Source organism: Tateyamaria omphalii (assembly GCF_014651375.1).
GTDB lineage: Bacteria > Pseudomonadota > Alphaproteobacteria > Rhodobacterales > Rhodobacteraceae > Tateyamaria > Tateyamaria omphalii.
On the sequence record NZ_BMWT01000004.1, the window covers coordinates 100849 to 115268 of the forward strand.

Genomic DNA, 14420 nt, shown 5'->3' on the forward strand with positions numbered 1-14420 from the left:
GAAGGTTAGCCATCGCGATCTGTACAGCATGTCATCGCGCCATCGATGCGGCGCGATGACAATTCCTTTGCACGATTCATTTTGGTGTCCTATATGCGCCTCAGTCGCAGAGGCCGACATGGGAGAGCGCAGCGCAGGCTGCCGCCGAAGGAGCAACGCCCCGGAAACTCTCAGGCACCACGAACCGTGCCGGCCGCGCCGCCATTCAGTGGCATATGTGACGATCTGGAGAGTGGTCGGACGTCACGCGCCCGGCCCACCGAAGGAGAAAGCGGCCCTGTTGGTCCGTGAAGCTCTCAGGTCTCGCGACAGATGGGGACGCTTGCCCGGCACGGTGCCGGATGCGTCCAAATCTGCGTGCACTGGGAGGATCCCCATGACCCGTATTGCTGTGATCGGCGCCGGTATCACCGGTATTACAACTGCCTATGCCTTGGCCCGCCGCGGCTATGACGTCAGCGTGTTTGACCGCAACCGCTATGCCGCGATGGAGACATCCTTTGCCAATGGCGGTCAGCTTTCGGCCAGCAATGCCGAGGTCTGGACCCGCTGGGGCACTATCTTCAAGGGGTTGAAATGGATGCTGAAATCCGATGCGCCCCTGCTGGTGAACCCGACACCCAGTTGGCACAAGCTGTCTTGGATGGCGGAATTCATGGGCAACATCCCTGATTACGAACGCAACACGGTTGAGACAGCGCGCTTGGCCATTGCCGCACGGGAACATCTGCTGGAGTTTGCCCGCGAAGTGGGCGCTGATTTCGACATGGAGCGGCGCGGAATCCTTCATGTGTACCGCCAGCAGTCCGAGTTCGATCATGCCCGTCGGGTGAACGCATTGTTGCAAAAGGCAGGGCTGGAGCGGAGGGAAGTGTCAGCGGACGAGGTGCAGCGTTTGGAACCTGCCCTGAAGGCCGACACGATTGGCGGCTTTTACACCGAGAGCGATTTCACCGGCGACATTCACCGATATGCCCGTGCGTTGAGCGACCGGTGTGCACAGATGGGCACATCCTTCCATTACAAGTGCAAGGTGACCGACATTGAGCACATCGGTACGGGCGTTCGCCTGACCTGGGATCATGCGGGGACAACAGAGACGCAGCAATTTGACGGTATAGTGGTCTGCGCGGGCGTTGGCAGCCGTGCCATTGCGGCCCAACTGGGCGACCGTGTGAACATCTATCCGGTCAAAGGCTATTCCATCACCGTCAATCTGGATGATGCCGAAAGCCAGGCTGCGGCCCCGTGGGTCAGCCTGCTGGATGACGAAGCCAAGATCGTGACCTCGCGCCTGGGCCGGGGGCGGTTCCGCATTGCCGGCACGGCCGAGTTCAACGGCCACAATCTGGACATCCGCGATGATCGTATCCGGCCGTTACGCGAATGGTGCGAGGCGTTCTTTCCCGATGTGTCGACCGAGCATTGCGTGCCGTGGGCGGGGCTGCGCCCCATGCTGCCATCGATGATGCCGAAGGTCGGGCCGGGGGCCAAACCGGGGGTCTACTACAACACCGGGCACGGGCATCTGGGTTGGACCCTGTCGGCGGCCACAGCACAGGCGATGGCGGACATCATTGATACGAACCGGATGAAGAACGCGGCCTGACGTGCGGGGCGGATCAAGATCCGCCTTACAGGGTGCGACATGTAAGGCGCAGCTTACTGCGCCCCGCAACAGCCGCATGATGTGTTGAAAAAACTGTAAGGCGGAGGTGTCCTCCGCCTAGCTGCCATAGACCGCGCCCCAGCGTTCGATCAGTTGCTGCTGCATGGCCTTGGCCCGGCGGTTCCAGCTGCGTGCGCCCTGCGGTCGTTCACGGTTGGCGCGGGGGATGCGGGCACGGGTCGCCTCGTCTGCGGCGAAGATGGCAAAGGCCATTTCGGTCCCGTCCCGCGCCGTCATGTAACCCGCCAACCCTGACACGAAGTTCAACGTGCCTGTCTTGGCATGCACCTCGATCGGGTGGTTCTTGATCGCGCGGCGCTGTTCATCAAGCATGGGGATCGCCTTGAGGATAGGGCGCAGGATGTTGTTCTGCCGCGCCTTGACCAAGGCCGTGACCATGTCATCTGCCGTCATCTCGCTGTCGCCGCCAAGACCGGAATGATCCACCAATCGCATCTTTGCGGTTCCAAGGGCGGCATTCGCCCAGCGGTTCATTTCGGAGGCAGACGCGCGCAGCGATGACGGCCGACCACTGCGTTTGACCGTCGCCGCCATCCCCACCATTTCCGCTGTGACGTTCGTTGAAAAACGCAGCATGTCGCGCAGGATCGTGCGCAGGTCTTCGCTCTGATGCGTCGCCAGTGTCGTTCCTTGGGGGATACGGCTGACCACCTTGGGGTTCTTCAGAACCACACCTTGTGATCGCGCGAGCGTCTGGAACACATCCCCCGCATAAAGCGCAGGTTTGCGCACAGGCAGCCAGCGGGCACCGCCATTGCCAAGGGCCCCGCGCGCGACGCTCCAATTGTCGGTGCGTCCGCCATCGGAATAGGTATAGACCGGCGCGCGTCGTTCGCTCACCTGCATCCGGGCAATGGCCACATCCGGGCGGTATCGATCCGACCGCGCATCCATCGTGACGTTGTACGCACTTCCCTGCCGCTTCCATTCGAAATGCACGCGGTTGAAGTTCAGGGCGATGCCCGAAAGCGCCGGGCTGTAGCCGACATGATCGGGTTGCTCTTTGTCGATTGTCGGAACCGTTGGGAACAGGCCGTCGGCGACTTTGAAATCGCCTTGTACCCCGAGGATACCTTTGGCTTTGAGCGCCGCAGCCAGTCCAGCCAATGCATTGGTATCAAGGGTCGGATCACCGCCGCCCACCAACACAAGGTCGCCCTGGACCACGCCGCCCGACACGCCGCCAGTTGCAACAACCCGCGTGCTAAACCGATGGGCGTGTCCGAGGACACCCAACGCATAGAGCGCGGTTACTGCCTTGGCCACTGATGCGGGAGGTGCGCCCACCTTGGCGTTGCCGCCCTCCAGCTTTGTTCCTGTCCGGGCGTCGGCCACCGCATAGCAGACGCGCCCGCCCAGCTTGGCCTTGGCGATGATGTCCTGTGGATCGGCAATGGCCTTCTTGAAGTGATTGCCGCCACGCGCCTGCGGTCGCAAAGAGGCTGTCGGAGGGGCGGCAAGGGCGGCCGAGGCCGTGGAGCTGGCCAGAGCTGAAAGAAATAAACGTCTCGAAATCGTGCGCAACATGGGCGCATGTAACCGCAGCTTTGTCCGGCAAACAAGCAGGCAAAGATCACAAATCCGAAGGCGGCGCCCACTTGCCTTGTGCCCGGATCGCCGTGGACGATTGCGCTGTCATTGCGACATTCACGAAACACCACGCCGGCGCATCCGAGCGACCCAGAAGCTGGCTGGCACGCCCTGAGATGCGGCGAGATCGATAAAGCCGTGCGGCAGGGCTCATGCGGGCAGAAATCCGATCTCCCGGTCGTGCCAAAACACCCACTGGCACATTCTCCATGATCCACGTCCAATCCTGCCACAGGTGAAACTGAGCCAGGTTGTCCGCTCCCATCAGCCAGACAAACCGCGTACCCCGATATCGTTGCCGCAGCGCTGCAAGCGTTTGCGCAGTGTAACGCGTACCCAGATGCGCTTCGATATCGGTCACGGTGACACGCGGGTGTTGCATGACCTGCCGCGCATGCGCCAACCGCTTGGGAAGGGGGGCAGGGCCTTGCGATTTGAGCGGATTGCCCGGGGACACCAGCCACCACACGCGATCCAGTCCAAAGCGCTTCATCGCTTCACGGGTAATGTGGGCATGCCCATCATGTGCCGGGTCAAAAGAGCCGCCCAAAAGGCCAATGATCTGGCCCGGTTTGGCCATGGGGAAAGCGGGGTGGGTCACGTACAGGTCCGTCTTGATAATTGCCAAGGACCGGACGCGAAACGCCGCGTCTTGTCAATCAATTGGCCGCACGTGATTGCCCAGAGCAACCGTGCCGGGTTTAACCACCTCGGCGCACCATCCGCCATGCGCGCGCATCGCAGCATACCCACCGTGGCCCAACACCCGTTCCATGCGGCTGCAAGGCGCACATATGGTGGTAAAGCGCAGCACGGCTGTGCCGACTTGCACCTCCCGTCCCTTGAGACCTGCAAGGTTGAGGCCACGCACCACGATATTGCGACGCAGCAAACCTGGATCAATCTGGTCACGTCCCAGGTAAGAGGTGATGGCAGGCAAGTGTTCGGCTTGCACCAATGTGACCGCTCGTTTGCCTGCGCGTCCCCGATCGCCGCTCAACCCGCTGTCCAAAATCTCGGCCCAGTCCACGACCTGTATGTCTGCCGCCCGCGCCGGACGCACACCGATCCACGTCACCGTGCCGGGCTGCGCCCAGCGTGAGATCATGTCGTGAAGCTCGCTCACCGTTCTTCGCTGCGTTCCCGGCGGGCTTCGAGACCAACAAGGTCCGGCAGCCGTTCAAGCGGATAGTTCGGATGCAGCACCCAGATGCCATCCTCATCCTGCTCGAGCGGGCGCAACGTGCCCCCGGGAAAGGCCCGCGTGCGCAAGGCCAGCACAACGTCCGACAACACCGCCGGATTGTCCCGAAAATAGGCATGGCCAAAACCGCCTCGCACGTTTTCGACCCGGATGAAATGCACCAACCCTTCCTTCTGAAGCAGTTCAAGCTCGCCATCAATAAAGTCTTCGCCTTTCAATGCGCCGAGGCGCGTCGACTGGGTCAGAAAGGCCGACAGACGCAAAGCGCCGTCATTGGGGTTGATGTAGAGGTTGATCTGTTCAAACGCCTCTGAAAAGCGCTCGGCCTGAAGGCGTTGGCGGACGATATCGACATCAAGATCCGGGGCAGCCATGATGAATGTCCCGGTTTTGAGCATGGTTTTGGGATGGATGCCCGCGCCGCGCGCTTCGATCATCAACTCGCGCAAGGCCGTGGTCACCACGTCCGTGCCGCGGGAGTGGGCAATAATGTCGATGCTGTCCACCTCAGGCATCTCGGCCAGCATACGCAGGAATTCCTTGGTGTGGTGGACTGAAAACACACCGGCATCTCGGTCGCGGAAATACCCAAGCGGTCCAATCCCGTTTCCCGCAGGCCAGGTGAATGACACAGGCACGGACTCGCGCCCTGCAAAATGCCACAGGTTTGCCAACGTGGTCAGGCTATCCTCGAAGTTGTTGTTGAAGCCGTGAACATAGACCAAAAGACTACGGTTGCCGGTTTGGGCAATCTCATCCGCGATCACGGCCTGAAACCGCGCGGCTTGTGCATCATAGGTATCGACCGCGTCCTGCAGGTGCCTTAGCGCCCCGTCTGATCGCGCATAAGGCAGCGGGGTGGCTTCGAACCGCACAATTTCTTCGAAATCGGGCACCCACAGGCTGGAAATATTCTGATCAGAGTCGCTGCGCGTCCGGTCCAGCAACTCTTCCCAGTCCAGATCGCGCCCGAACTTGACCGTTGCAGCTCCAAACGCCATCGAATCCGACCGGTCCGATCCATAGGTCGTTCCATCCAGCGCGCGGTCGGTCATGTAGAAAATCTTGGGCTCGGCCGTCCGCCAAACCGCGGGGACCAGATCATCAGGGTAGTTCAGCCCGCTTCGATACAGGTTTGGCGGTGGTGCAAGGCTGATACCGACAGCACAGCCGCCCAGCACCCAGCAGGTCACAAGCAGGATAAACCGCCGCATGTCAGACACTTCCGTAGGTTTCGCCTGTCACCGCTAACATAGGTCGGTTGGCTTCACCAAATGACAATTCCCGATGCGGCGGTGCATTGCCCTTTTTCTGTGTGGCGGGTAGACGATCCACCAGAGATTTTTCCGGGAGAATGCAATGGCTGCCTATCAATATGTCTACCACATGTCGGGTGTGTCCAAGACCTATCCCGGCGGTAAGAAATGCTTTGAGAACATCCACCTGAACTTCCTGCCCGGCGTGAAGATCGGCGTTGTGGGCGTGAACGGTGCCGGTAAGTCCACGCTGATGAAGATCATGGCGGGGATGGACAAGGATTTCACCGGTGAGGCCTGGGCCGCCGAGGGTGCGAAGGTTGGTTATCTGCCGCAGGAGCCGCAGTTGGATCCGGCCCTGTCCGTGCGCGAAAACGTGATGCTTGGTGTGTCCGAGAAAAAGGCCGTTTTGGACCGCTACAACGAACTCGCCATGAACTATTCCGACGAGACGGCGGACGAGATGGCGGCCCTGCAGGACCAGATCGATGCAGAGAACCTGTGGGATCTCGACAGCCAGATTGATGTGTCGATGGAGGCGCTGCGCTGCCCGCCTGACGATGCCGATGTGACGACGCTTTCGGGGGGGGAGGCACGTCGCGTTGCCCTCTGCAAGCTGCTCCTCGAGGCGCCCGACATGCTGCTGCTCGACGAACCCACCAACCACCTGGATGCCGAGACCATCGCGTGGCTGCAACAGCACCTGATCGACTACAAGGGTACCATCCTGATCGTCACCCACGACCGCTATTTCCTGGACGACATCACCGGCTGGATTCTGGAACTCGACCGTGGCCGCGGTATTCCCTATGAAGGCAACTATTCCGCGTGGCTGGAGCAGAAGGCCAAGCGGCTTGAGCAGGAAGCGCGCGAGGACAAGAGCCGCCAGAAGACGCTGGAGCGCGAACTGGAGTGGATGCGGCAGGGCGCGAAGGCCCGGCAGGCCAAGTCCAAGGCCCGGATCAACGCCTATAACGAGATGGCCGAGCAGTCGGAGCGCGAGAAGCTGACGCGCGCCCAGATCGTCATCCCGAACGGCCAACGCCTTGGGTCGAAAGTGATTGATGTTGAGGGGCTGACCAAGGCCATGGGTGACAAGCTGCTGGTCGAGGGGCTCGACTTCTCTCTGCCACCCGGCGGCATCGTGGGGGTCATCGGCCCCAACGGCGCGGGCAAGTCGACCCTGTTCAAGATGCTGACCGGGCAGGAAACGCCTGATGCTGGGACGATTGAGTTGGGCGACACGGTGCAATTGTCCTATGTCGACCAATCACGCGATGATCTCGCAGCGAATGACACAGTGTGGGAGGCCATCTCCGGCGGGGCTGAGATCATCGAGCTGGGCGACGCGCAGGTCAACTCCCGCGCCTATTGCTCGTCGTTCAACTTCAAGGGCGGCGACCAGCAAAAGAAGGTGTCGCTGCTGTCAGGTGGTGAGCGCAACCGCGTGCACATGGCTCGACTGTTGAAAGAGGGCGGCAACGTCCTGCTGCTCGACGAACCGACCAACGATCTGGACGTGGAGACTCTGCGGGCACTGGAAGACGCTTTGGTGGATTTTGCGGGCTGTGCCGTTGTGATCTCGCACGATCGTTTCTTCCTCGACCGGATTTGCACGCACATCCTTGCCTTTGAGGGGGATGCACATGTGGAGTGGTTCGAAGGGAACTTCGAGGACTACGAGGAAGACAAAAAGCGCCGGTTGGGGCCGGATGCCCTTGAACCCAAGAGGCTCAAGCACAAAAAGTTTGTCCGCTAAGCGGACGAACAATTTTGGTTTACGTTTGGGTTCAAGGCGTGCGCGAAAGAGTGTTTGCGTAGCAAACGCGCGTAGCGGCACTCGGTTCTAGTTGACGAGTTCGCGCTACAAGGAGGCACTACGAACCTTTGAGTTTTGATGCATTTGTATTTCTGCGTTTCACAGTTGAACAAAGAATGCATATTACTTGGATACGATGTTTTGTCGGCTTCGAGCCAACTAAACATCAGCATCCTGAGCGGTAACACAATGGCGAGCTTCAACTTCGACTGTCCACACTGCAATAGACCACAAACAGTGACTTCAAATGATCAAGACTCTGGAACAATTCTGTTCCACATGTCGAAGTCGGCGTTGGGACATCTAGGATTGCATGGCACAGCAGTTTGCTGTGCTAATCCTAATTGTCTGCAGCCGACTATCATAGTGCATGTGAAAAAGGCAGGTAAAGACAGCCTCGGCAACCTTCATTTTATGAGGGAAGCGCCGTTGTTGACACGGCGGTTGATACCTGAAAGCTCAGCCAAACCTCAGCCCCATTTCATTCCACAACCAATTCGCGAAGATTACTTGGAAGCATGTCGAATTCGAGACTTGAGCCCAAAAGCGTCAGCCACGCTAGCTAGAAGGTGTTTGCAGGGCATGGTTCGTGACTTCACCGGAGTGAAAGCACCAAGCCTTTACAAGGAAATTGAGAAATTAAGTGAATTATTAAATTCAGGCGACGCACCAAAAGGAGTCTCTGAAGATAGTATCGAAAGCCTTCATCATGTCAGGAGCCTCGGCAACATCGGCGCTCACATGGAAAAGGACATCGACGTTATAATACCAGTTGAGCCAGAAGAGGCACAGATACTGATCGATTTGATCGAAATACTCTTTGAAGAGTGGTATGTGGCACGTGAAAAGCGACAATCCAAGTTTGCTGCATTGAGAGTTACAGCGGAAGAAAAGCAAGCCTTGAAAGAATCACCAAACCCTGAAGTGTCCGAAAAACGAGAGCAGCAATGACTCAGCCCCCGCCCATGGGGGCGGTCGGGGCGGCGAAAACGCGGGGCGTTTCCGCAAGGCACAATTTACCTGTTGATCTGAATACTGGCGTAACCGACCATCCCGTCATGCACATCATCGACATCTGGGTGAATTGCCCCTCCATCGATACGGCAGACGCGATCACGGACGCGCTGCTCGATCAGCAGCTCATCGCCTGCGCCAATCGCTACGCTCCGATCCAGAGCGCTTATGTCTGGGACGGTGGCATCCAGCGCGAGCAAGAGCATCCGCTGCTTCTGAAAACCCGTGCCGACCTCGCCCAGCAGGTCGAGGACGCTGTGCGCGCCCTCCACCCCTATGACGTCCCGCCGATCATCCGGATCGAAGCCACTGCCAATGCTGACTATCTGGCATGGGTCCACGCCGTTACTCGTTCGATGTAAGGCGCGCCGGCACGGCAAGCGTGCAAAAGGCCTTCCGGTTCCCGGACGCGCGATTCCCAATAACGTGGTTACTTCGCCGCTGTAACCAACTGAAATTCCTGAACCGCGAACCTCGCTTCGCTTGGAACAAAAAACGAGGCCATCGCCTAAGACTATCCAGCCAGCGTGAAATCCAACAAATCCTAAATAAACTGGGTCTGGATTTCATATCATTCGTTAACATTTACTCGTGAAAGTTTGGAGTGGAAAGGGGGATGCAATGGTCTACGACTACCTCAGATACGTCGCTGTCGTCGGTATACTTCTGTTGCTGGCCTTCGGCGTTTCTTTGTTTCCTCCTCTCACGAGTGGTGCGACCTCGGTAGGGTCCGGTGTCAGTCAGGAAGAGTACGAGGAGACCGTCGGGCAGGAGTTGGCTTATTGCGAAAGCAACTCTTACGACGTGGATTGTGCGTGTTTTGCCCAGATATCCGGGCATATCCTGTCGCAGAAAGAAAGCCGGGTGCCCTTTGCCACATATCCCGACAGGACGGAACTGGCACGCGGGCAAGCGTCAAAGGATTGTTGAGTTCGGCGAGGATGTGGATTTGGAGACGCGGCAGCGAGTTGTCGTAGCTCTGCAGGCGCGGAGTCTTCTTGTTGTCGCCCCCCCTTCATCCCCGTTTTTTCAATGCAATCCGCCGATACTCTTCACCGTCTCGTGCCGGAGCGAGTGATCTATGTCCGTGGGGTGTTGAACGTCCTGCGACGGGTCTGCGGTTTCGTTTTGTGGTTGGTCTCTCGCTCCATGTCTCGCAATGGCTTGAGGTGATAAGGGCATCGGTGTGGCATGCACTTGTGTTGAGGTACGGCGAAAACCTGCTTTTGTGCGGCCCGCAGCATTGGGCACGCTGGGCTGGGAATTGCAATTCTTGTGGGCAGAACGAAGGGCCACCACGTTCCGACTGCCGCCTCGGGATCAATGAGCCTTAGTGTTCTCAAGTAAGGCGGACGTGTCGTCCGCACCGCCCCTTGAGCCTAAGCAGCCCGCCCGCTATGTCCCGCCTCAGCCGGAAAGGACATCCATGCCCCAGTTTCTTGATTACAGCGATGCCGATTTCGAAGCGCAGTTTGCGGCCCTTCTGTCGGCCAAGCGCGAGGACAGCCCGGATGTGGACGCGGTTGTGGCCGATATCATCGCCGACGTGCGAAGCCGTGGGGATGCCGCGGTTATTGAGTTAACTGAACGTTTTGACCGCATCGCCCTGACGCCCGAGACCTTGCGCATCAGTGCGGATGAAGTGGCCGCGGCCATGGCCGAAGTTGGACAGGAAGATCGCGATGCGCTGGCCCTCGCTGCGGCCCGCATCCGTGCTTACCATGAACGCCAGATGCCTGAAGATGCGCAGTGGACGGATGATGCAGGTGCCACACTGGGCTGGCGCTGGACACCGGTGTCGGCGGCGGGCCTCTACGTTCCCGGCGGGTTGGCGAGCTACCCGTCCTCGGTTCTGATGAATGCCATCCCGGCCAAGGTCGCGGGCGTAGGGCGCCTTGCCATCACCGTGCCCACCCCGGACGGGGTGATCAACCCGCTGGTCCTGCTGGCCGCGCAGCTGTCCGGCGTGGACGAGATTTACCGCATTGGCGGCGCACAGGCGATTGCGGCGCTTGCATACGGTACAGAAACGATTGCACCCGTGGACAAGATCACCGGCCCGGGCAACGCCTTTGTCGCCGCGGCCAAGCGACGTGTCTTTGGCAAGGTCGGTATCGATATGATCGCCGGTCCCTCCGAGATCCTTGTGATCGCCGATGGTGACAATGATCCCGACTGGATTGCCCTCGACTTGCTCAGTCAGGCGGAGCATGACGAAAGCGCACAGTCGCTGCTGATCACCACCGATCCCGCTTTTGGCCCCGCGGTGGCGGATGCGGTGAATGCACGGCTGGAAACGCTGGAGCGTCGTGCCATCGCCGGGGCCAGTTGGCGGGATTTCGGGGCCATCATCACCGTGCCCGATCTTGATGTTGCGGCACAGCTGTCGGATCGCATCGCGCCGGAGCACCTTGAGCTCTGCGTCGCAGACCCCGTCACGCTGTCCGAAAAGATCACCCATGCCGGGGCCATTTTCCTGGGCCAGTGGACGCCCGAGGCCATCGGTGACTATATCGGCGGCCCCAACCATGTGTTGCCCACCGCGCGCTCTGCCCGGTTCTCCTCCGGCCTGTCGGTCATGGATTTCGTCAAGCGAACAACGCTGGCTCAGATGTCGCCAGACGCGCTGCGCGCCATCGGTCCGGGGGCGGAGCGTTTGGCTGCTTCCGAAAGCCTTGAGGCGCATGGGCTATCCGTGACCGCGCGCTTGCGTAAGCTGAACGAGTAAGGGGGCCAGCCCCCGGCTGCGCCTCCCCCGTGGTATTTTAAGTCAGAAGAAGCATGCCTGCGCTTGGCCGCGAAATGCGTTGCGCGGCATTGTGGCATTGTATTGCGCGGTTCCAGACCCTAAGCATTGCGAAAGATTGTTTCGTTGCCGAAGGCCCCGCGCCATGACCCGAATTGCCCGCATCACGCTGGATGATGCCAACCTGCCACCCCCCACACCCGAGATCGAACAGGAACGCAAGGTGGCGATGTTCGATCTGCTGGAGGACAACACCTTTGTTCTGCCCGGCCGAGACGGTAGGGATGTGCCCGCCGGACCCTACAACGTGGGTCTGTCCATTCGTGATAAGCGCCTCGTCTTTGATGTTGCGACCGAAGCGGATGAGAAGGCGGCCGAGTTTCATCTGTCCCTTGGACCCTTCCGGCAGGTGGTGAAGGACTATTTCCAGATCTGCGAAAGCTATTTCGAGGCGGTCAAGAAGCTGCCCCCCAGCCAGATCGAAACCATCGACATGGCCCGCCGCGGTATCCACAACGAGGGCAGCCGGGTTCTGCAAGAACGCCTCGAAGGCAAGGCTGAGGTCGACACTGACACCGCCCGCCGCCTCTTTACCCTGATCTGTGTCCTGCACTTCGGCGGATAGATGACGGACCGGCTGCCGCAATCCATTCTCTTCTGCTGCGATCACAACGCGGTCCGCTCCCCTATGGCAGAGGGGATCATGAAGAAGTTCTATGGCACAGGCACCTATGTCCAATCCGTTGGCGTCAAGAACGACATGGAGATTGACGGGTTTTCCATTGCCGTCTGCCAGGAATTGGATGTGGAGTTGAGCCGCCACCGGTCCCGCAGCTTTGACGAGATGGAGGAATGGGGCGACGACCTGTCGTCTTTCGATCTTGTCGTGGCGCTTAGCCCTGCCAGCCAACGGCGCGCGCTGGAACTGACGCGCTACTATCATCTCGAGGTCGAATACTGGCCGATCCTTGACCCAACCGGTCTGGGCGAGACGCGCGAAGCCAAACTTGAAAGCTACCGCGCCGCCCGCGACCAGATCATCGCCCGCCTCGTCGAACGGTGGGGGCCAGCAAGGGAAGGCACTTGATGCAGATCGTGACCGACTATTTCGACGCGTTCAACGCAGGCGATGTGGAGGCGATGCTGGACTGCCTCACCGATGACGTGGCCCATCATGTGAACGAGGGGCAGGTGCGTGAAGGCAAAGAGCTGTTCCAGGCATTTTGTACCCACATGAACCGGTGCTACGCTGAGACGCTCACCAATATGATCGTGTTCTCGGCCGCAGGCGGCACACGTGCTGCCGCCGAATACACCGTCAATGGCACTTACCTGCAGACCGATGAAGGGCTACCCGAGGCAAACGGCCAGACCTATTGCCTGCCCGCCGGGTCCTTCTTTGACATCCGCGATGGCAAGATCGCCCGCGTGACCACCTACTACAACCTTGCGGATTGGGTGCAACAGGTCGGGGCATGAGGATCGAGACACTGACCGGGCCGGCCCTGACCGAGGCGCTGGATGACGTGGCAAAGCTACGCCTCGCCGTGTTCCGTGACTGGCCCTACCTCTATGAAGGCGACGCCGCTTACGAACGGCGTTACCTCGAGGTTTACGAACAAAGTGACCGCGCGGTCGTTGTGGTCGCCTATGATGGCGACTGGATGGTGGGGGCGGCGACGGCGGCACCCCTGGCGGAACATGCCGACGCGTTTTCGGACGCGTTCGACGGCACGGACTTCAACGTGAATGCCTGTTTCTATTGCGGAGAAAGCGTGCTGCTGCCGCGTTTTCGCGGTCGTGGGGTCGGGCACCGCTTTTTCGATGTACGTGAGGCCCATGCGCGCGATCTGGGCTATGCAAACATGTGTTTTGCCTCGGTCCTGCGACCACCGGATCATCCCTTGCGACCCAGCACATACCGCCCTCTCGATCCCTTTTGGGAAGGGCGCGGATACAAACGCATGCCTGGCGTCGTGGCCCAGTTCATGTGGAAAGACGTTGATCAGGCGGGTGAAACGGAAAAGCCGCTGCAGTTCTGGGTCAAGGACCTTTAGCTCAGGTACACTGCCGTGCCGCGCTGTCGCTGTAATCCTTCCAGCGGCGCCAGAACCGTTCGTCCGAGGCGCGATCAGACACGCGCACCTCTTGCGCCTGCTGCGGGTTGCTGAAGAACCCGGCGCCGCGGCTTTGATCCGAGGAGCTCAGCGATTGGTTGGCCACAGCCTGCACACAGCCACAGCGTGCCCGGCTGGCCTGGTCCCGTCCGCCGCTGCGGCACGCGGAATAGATCGGGCCGGTGGCAAACAGCACCGGGGTCGCGGGAACGGCCCGCGCGCTGGAATATGAGGACCCGCCGCCACATGCGGCCAGTCCAAGGGCGGCCGCCCCGGCAATGATCGTGGTCGAGAGTTTCATGTGTCTGCTCGTTCCTGCTGTGGCGGGTTGGCCCGCTCTGAATGCGAAAACTATGCCGTAAACATAGGCGAAGGGCAATTCACGAACAAGCGCGCGGCCGCAGGCCGCGTGCGTCGCCCGGCAGGGTATCGGCGCTAGCCGATGCACGAGAGGGCAAGCGCCCATCCATTCCCTTTTTCAACACCGTGGGCATAACGCGGCCTTTGGCCGCACGCGTCGCCCGGCAGGGTATCGGCGTCGGCCGATTCACGAGAGGGCCAGCGCCCTTCCAAATACAAGCAGGTCCAATCCACGCTTCATCAATTCCCAAGCCTTTTAAGGAAAAACCCCGCCGATGGGCAGCCAGTTGATTTGACCAGACAGGCCCGTCTGGTTATGTCCTTTGCAAAAGATCGGAGAGCAGAATGAACCGCACCCGCCTGATCCTGTTGGCCATCGTGGCCGCCACCACACTTGCTGCCTGCGAAACAGCCAAAGGCGTCGGGCGCGACATCACACGCGCAGCGGATGCAGTAGACCGGGCACTCTGAGCGTACTGGCACAGCCAGTGCGCGTCACCCCGGCAGGGTGTCGGCGCAGCCGACGCACGAGAGGGGGAAGCGTCCATTCTCGCACAACACCGTAGGGCGGGGTTTCACCCCGCCGGCCCTCTCAAAGACCCCTAAAACCAACCATCGTTTTAA

General features: G+C 60.0%; 16 protein-coding genes and 2 riboswitches. Of the genes, 11 read left to right on the plus strand and 5 right to left on the minus strand.

Annotated features, from left to right (window positions below):
* Positions 1-109: 109 nt before the first annotated feature.
* Positions 110-197: riboswitch (glycine riboswitch) on the plus strand.
* An 18-nt stretch (positions 198-215) separates the two neighbouring features.
* A riboswitch (glycine riboswitch) is annotated at positions 216-322 on the plus strand.
* A gap of 54 nt (positions 323-376) precedes the next feature.
* A complete protein-coding gene (locus tag IE087_RS14550; RefSeq protein ID WP_189370097.1) occupies positions 377-1609 on the plus strand; it encodes a D-amino acid dehydrogenase in 1233 nt (410 codons plus the stop codon).
* A 117-nt stretch (positions 1610-1726) separates the two neighbouring features.
* On the opposite strand, the gene dacB is transcribed toward IE087_RS14550, so the two are convergent.
* The 4 genes from dacB to IE087_RS14570 form a co-directional block, all read right to left on the minus strand.
* On the minus strand, positions 1727-3217 hold the full coding sequence (dacB, locus tag IE087_RS14555; RefSeq protein ID WP_189370098.1) for a D-alanyl-D-alanine carboxypeptidase/D-alanyl-D-alanine endopeptidase: 1491 nt from the start codon (positions 3215-3217) through the stop codon (positions 1727-1729).
* 46 nt (positions 3218-3263) lie between these two features.
* The gene (locus IE087_RS14560) at positions 3264-3860 is read right to left on the minus strand and encodes a nicotinate-nucleotide adenylyltransferase (RefSeq protein WP_189370438.1); all 597 of its coding nucleotides are present in this window, start codon (positions 3858-3860) and stop codon (positions 3264-3266) included.
* Positions 3861-3935: 75 nt separating this feature from the next.
* On the minus strand, positions 3936-4406 hold the full coding sequence (locus tag IE087_RS14565; RefSeq protein WP_229801395.1) for an MOSC domain-containing protein: 471 nt from the start codon (positions 4404-4406) through the stop codon (positions 3936-3938).
* Complete coding sequence (locus tag IE087_RS14570; RefSeq protein WP_189370099.1) at positions 4403-5698, minus strand: alpha/beta hydrolase; 1296 nt, start codon at positions 5696-5698, stop codon at positions 4403-4405. Before IE087_RS14570 ends, IE087_RS14565 begins: the two co-directional genes overlap by 4 nt.
* 145 nt (positions 5699-5843) lie before the next feature.
* Between IE087_RS14570 and ettA the strand changes: the two genes are divergently transcribed.
* From ettA to IE087_RS14615, 9 genes are all read left to right on the plus strand, one after another.
* On the plus strand, positions 5844-7499 hold the full coding sequence (ettA, locus tag IE087_RS14575) for an energy-dependent translational throttle protein EttA (RefSeq protein WP_189370100.1): 1656 nt from the start codon (positions 5844-5846) through the stop codon (positions 7497-7499).
* A 432-nt stretch (positions 7500-7931) separates the two neighbouring features.
* Complete coding sequence (locus IE087_RS14580; RefSeq protein ID WP_229801396.1) at positions 7932-8510, plus strand: DUF4145 domain-containing protein; 579 nt, start codon at positions 7932-7934, stop codon at positions 8508-8510.
* Positions 8507-8935, plus strand: a complete 429-nt coding sequence (gene cutA / locus IE087_RS14585; protein ID WP_189370101.1) for a divalent-cation tolerance protein CutA — start codon at positions 8507-8509, stop codon at positions 8933-8935. The genes IE087_RS14580 and cutA overlap by 4 nt, the downstream gene beginning before the upstream one ends.
* Positions 8936-9194: 259 nt before the next feature.
* Positions 9195-9503 (plus strand): hypothetical protein, encoded by a 309-nt coding sequence (locus IE087_RS14590; RefSeq protein WP_189370102.1) that lies wholly within the window; start codon positions 9195-9197, stop codon positions 9501-9503.
* Between the two features lie 496 nt (positions 9504-9999).
* Positions 10000-11301 carry a histidinol dehydrogenase gene (hisD, locus tag IE087_RS14595; RefSeq protein WP_189370103.1) on the plus strand — a complete coding sequence of 434 codons (1302 nt, stop codon included), beginning with the start codon at positions 10000-10002 and terminating at the stop codon, positions 11299-11301.
* 163 nt (positions 11302-11464) lie between these two features.
* Complete coding sequence (locus IE087_RS14600) at positions 11465-11944, plus strand: UPF0262 family protein (protein WP_189370104.1); 480 nt, start codon at positions 11465-11467, stop codon at positions 11942-11944.
* Positions 11945-12406 carry an arsenate-mycothiol transferase ArsC gene (locus IE087_RS14605; RefSeq protein WP_189370105.1) on the plus strand — a complete coding sequence of 154 codons (462 nt, stop codon included), beginning with the start codon at positions 11945-11947 and terminating at the stop codon, positions 12404-12406.
* Positions 12406-12798: a ketosteroid isomerase-related protein gene (locus IE087_RS14610; protein WP_189370106.1), complete on the plus strand. Its 393-nt coding sequence runs from the start codon at positions 12406-12408 to the stop codon at positions 12796-12798. Before IE087_RS14605 ends, IE087_RS14610 begins: the two co-directional genes overlap by 1 nt.
* Entirely contained in the window at positions 12795-13376 is a 582-nt protein-coding gene (locus tag IE087_RS14615) for a GNAT family N-acetyltransferase (protein WP_189370107.1), read from the plus strand. Before IE087_RS14610 ends, IE087_RS14615 begins: the two co-directional genes overlap by 4 nt.
* A gap of 1 nt (position 13377) precedes the next feature.
* Here IE087_RS14615 and IE087_RS14620 read toward each other — a convergent pair whose 3' ends face one another.
* Positions 13378-13737, minus strand: coding sequence for a hypothetical protein (locus tag IE087_RS14620; RefSeq protein ID WP_189370108.1), 360 nt, complete (start codon positions 13735-13737; stop codon positions 13378-13380).
* A gap of 404 nt (positions 13738-14141) precedes the next feature.
* Between IE087_RS14620 and IE087_RS14625 the strand changes: the two genes are divergently transcribed.
* A complete protein-coding gene (locus tag IE087_RS14625; protein WP_189370109.1) occupies positions 14142-14267 on the plus strand; it encodes an entericidin, EcnA/B family in 126 nt (41 codons plus the stop codon).
* Positions 14268-14420 lie beyond the last annotated feature (153 nt).

Bases quoted from the DNA above. Each gene is read 5' to 3' on its own strand.
- IE087_RS14620 (WP_189370108.1), bottom strand. From the start codon at position 13,737: ATGAAACTCTCGACCACGATCATTGCCGGGGCGGCCGCCCTTGGACTG.
- cutA (WP_189370101.1), top strand. From the start codon at position 8,507: ATGACTCAGCCCCCGCCCATGGGGGCGGTCGGGGCGGCGAAAACGCGG.
- IE087_RS14570 (WP_189370099.1), bottom strand. From the start codon at position 5,698: ATGCGGCGGTTTATCCTGCTTGTGACCTGCTGGGTGCTGGGCGGCTGT.
- IE087_RS14615 (WP_189370107.1), top strand. From the start codon at position 12,795: ATGAGGATCGAGACACTGACCGGGCCGGCCCTGACCGAGGCGCTGGAT.
- IE087_RS14625 (WP_189370109.1), top strand. From the start codon at position 14,142: ATGAACCGCACCCGCCTGATCCTGTTGGCCATCGTGGCCGCCACCACA.
- IE087_RS14560 (WP_189370438.1), bottom strand. From the start codon at position 3,860: ATGGCCAAACCGGGCCAGATCATTGGCCTTTTGGGCGGCTCTTTTGAC.
- IE087_RS14600 (WP_189370104.1), top strand. From the start codon at position 11,465: ATGACCCGAATTGCCCGCATCACGCTGGATGATGCCAACCTGCCACCC.
- ettA (WP_189370100.1), top strand. From the start codon at position 5,844: ATGGCTGCCTATCAATATGTCTACCACATGTCGGGTGTGTCCAAGACC.
- IE087_RS14605 (WP_189370105.1), top strand. From the start codon at position 11,945: ATGACGGACCGGCTGCCGCAATCCATTCTCTTCTGCTGCGATCACAAC.
- IE087_RS14590 (WP_189370102.1), top strand. From the start codon at position 9,195: ATGGTCTACGACTACCTCAGATACGTCGCTGTCGTCGGTATACTTCTG.
- dacB (WP_189370098.1), bottom strand. From the start codon at position 3,217: ATGTTGCGCACGATTTCGAGACGTTTATTTCTTTCAGCTCTGGCCAGC.
- hisD (WP_189370103.1), top strand. From the start codon at position 10,000: ATGCCCCAGTTTCTTGATTACAGCGATGCCGATTTCGAAGCGCAGTTT.
- IE087_RS14550 (WP_189370097.1), top strand. From the start codon at position 377: ATGACCCGTATTGCTGTGATCGGCGCCGGTATCACCGGTATTACAACT.
- IE087_RS14610 (WP_189370106.1), top strand. From the start codon at position 12,406: ATGCAGATCGTGACCGACTATTTCGACGCGTTCAACGCAGGCGATGTG.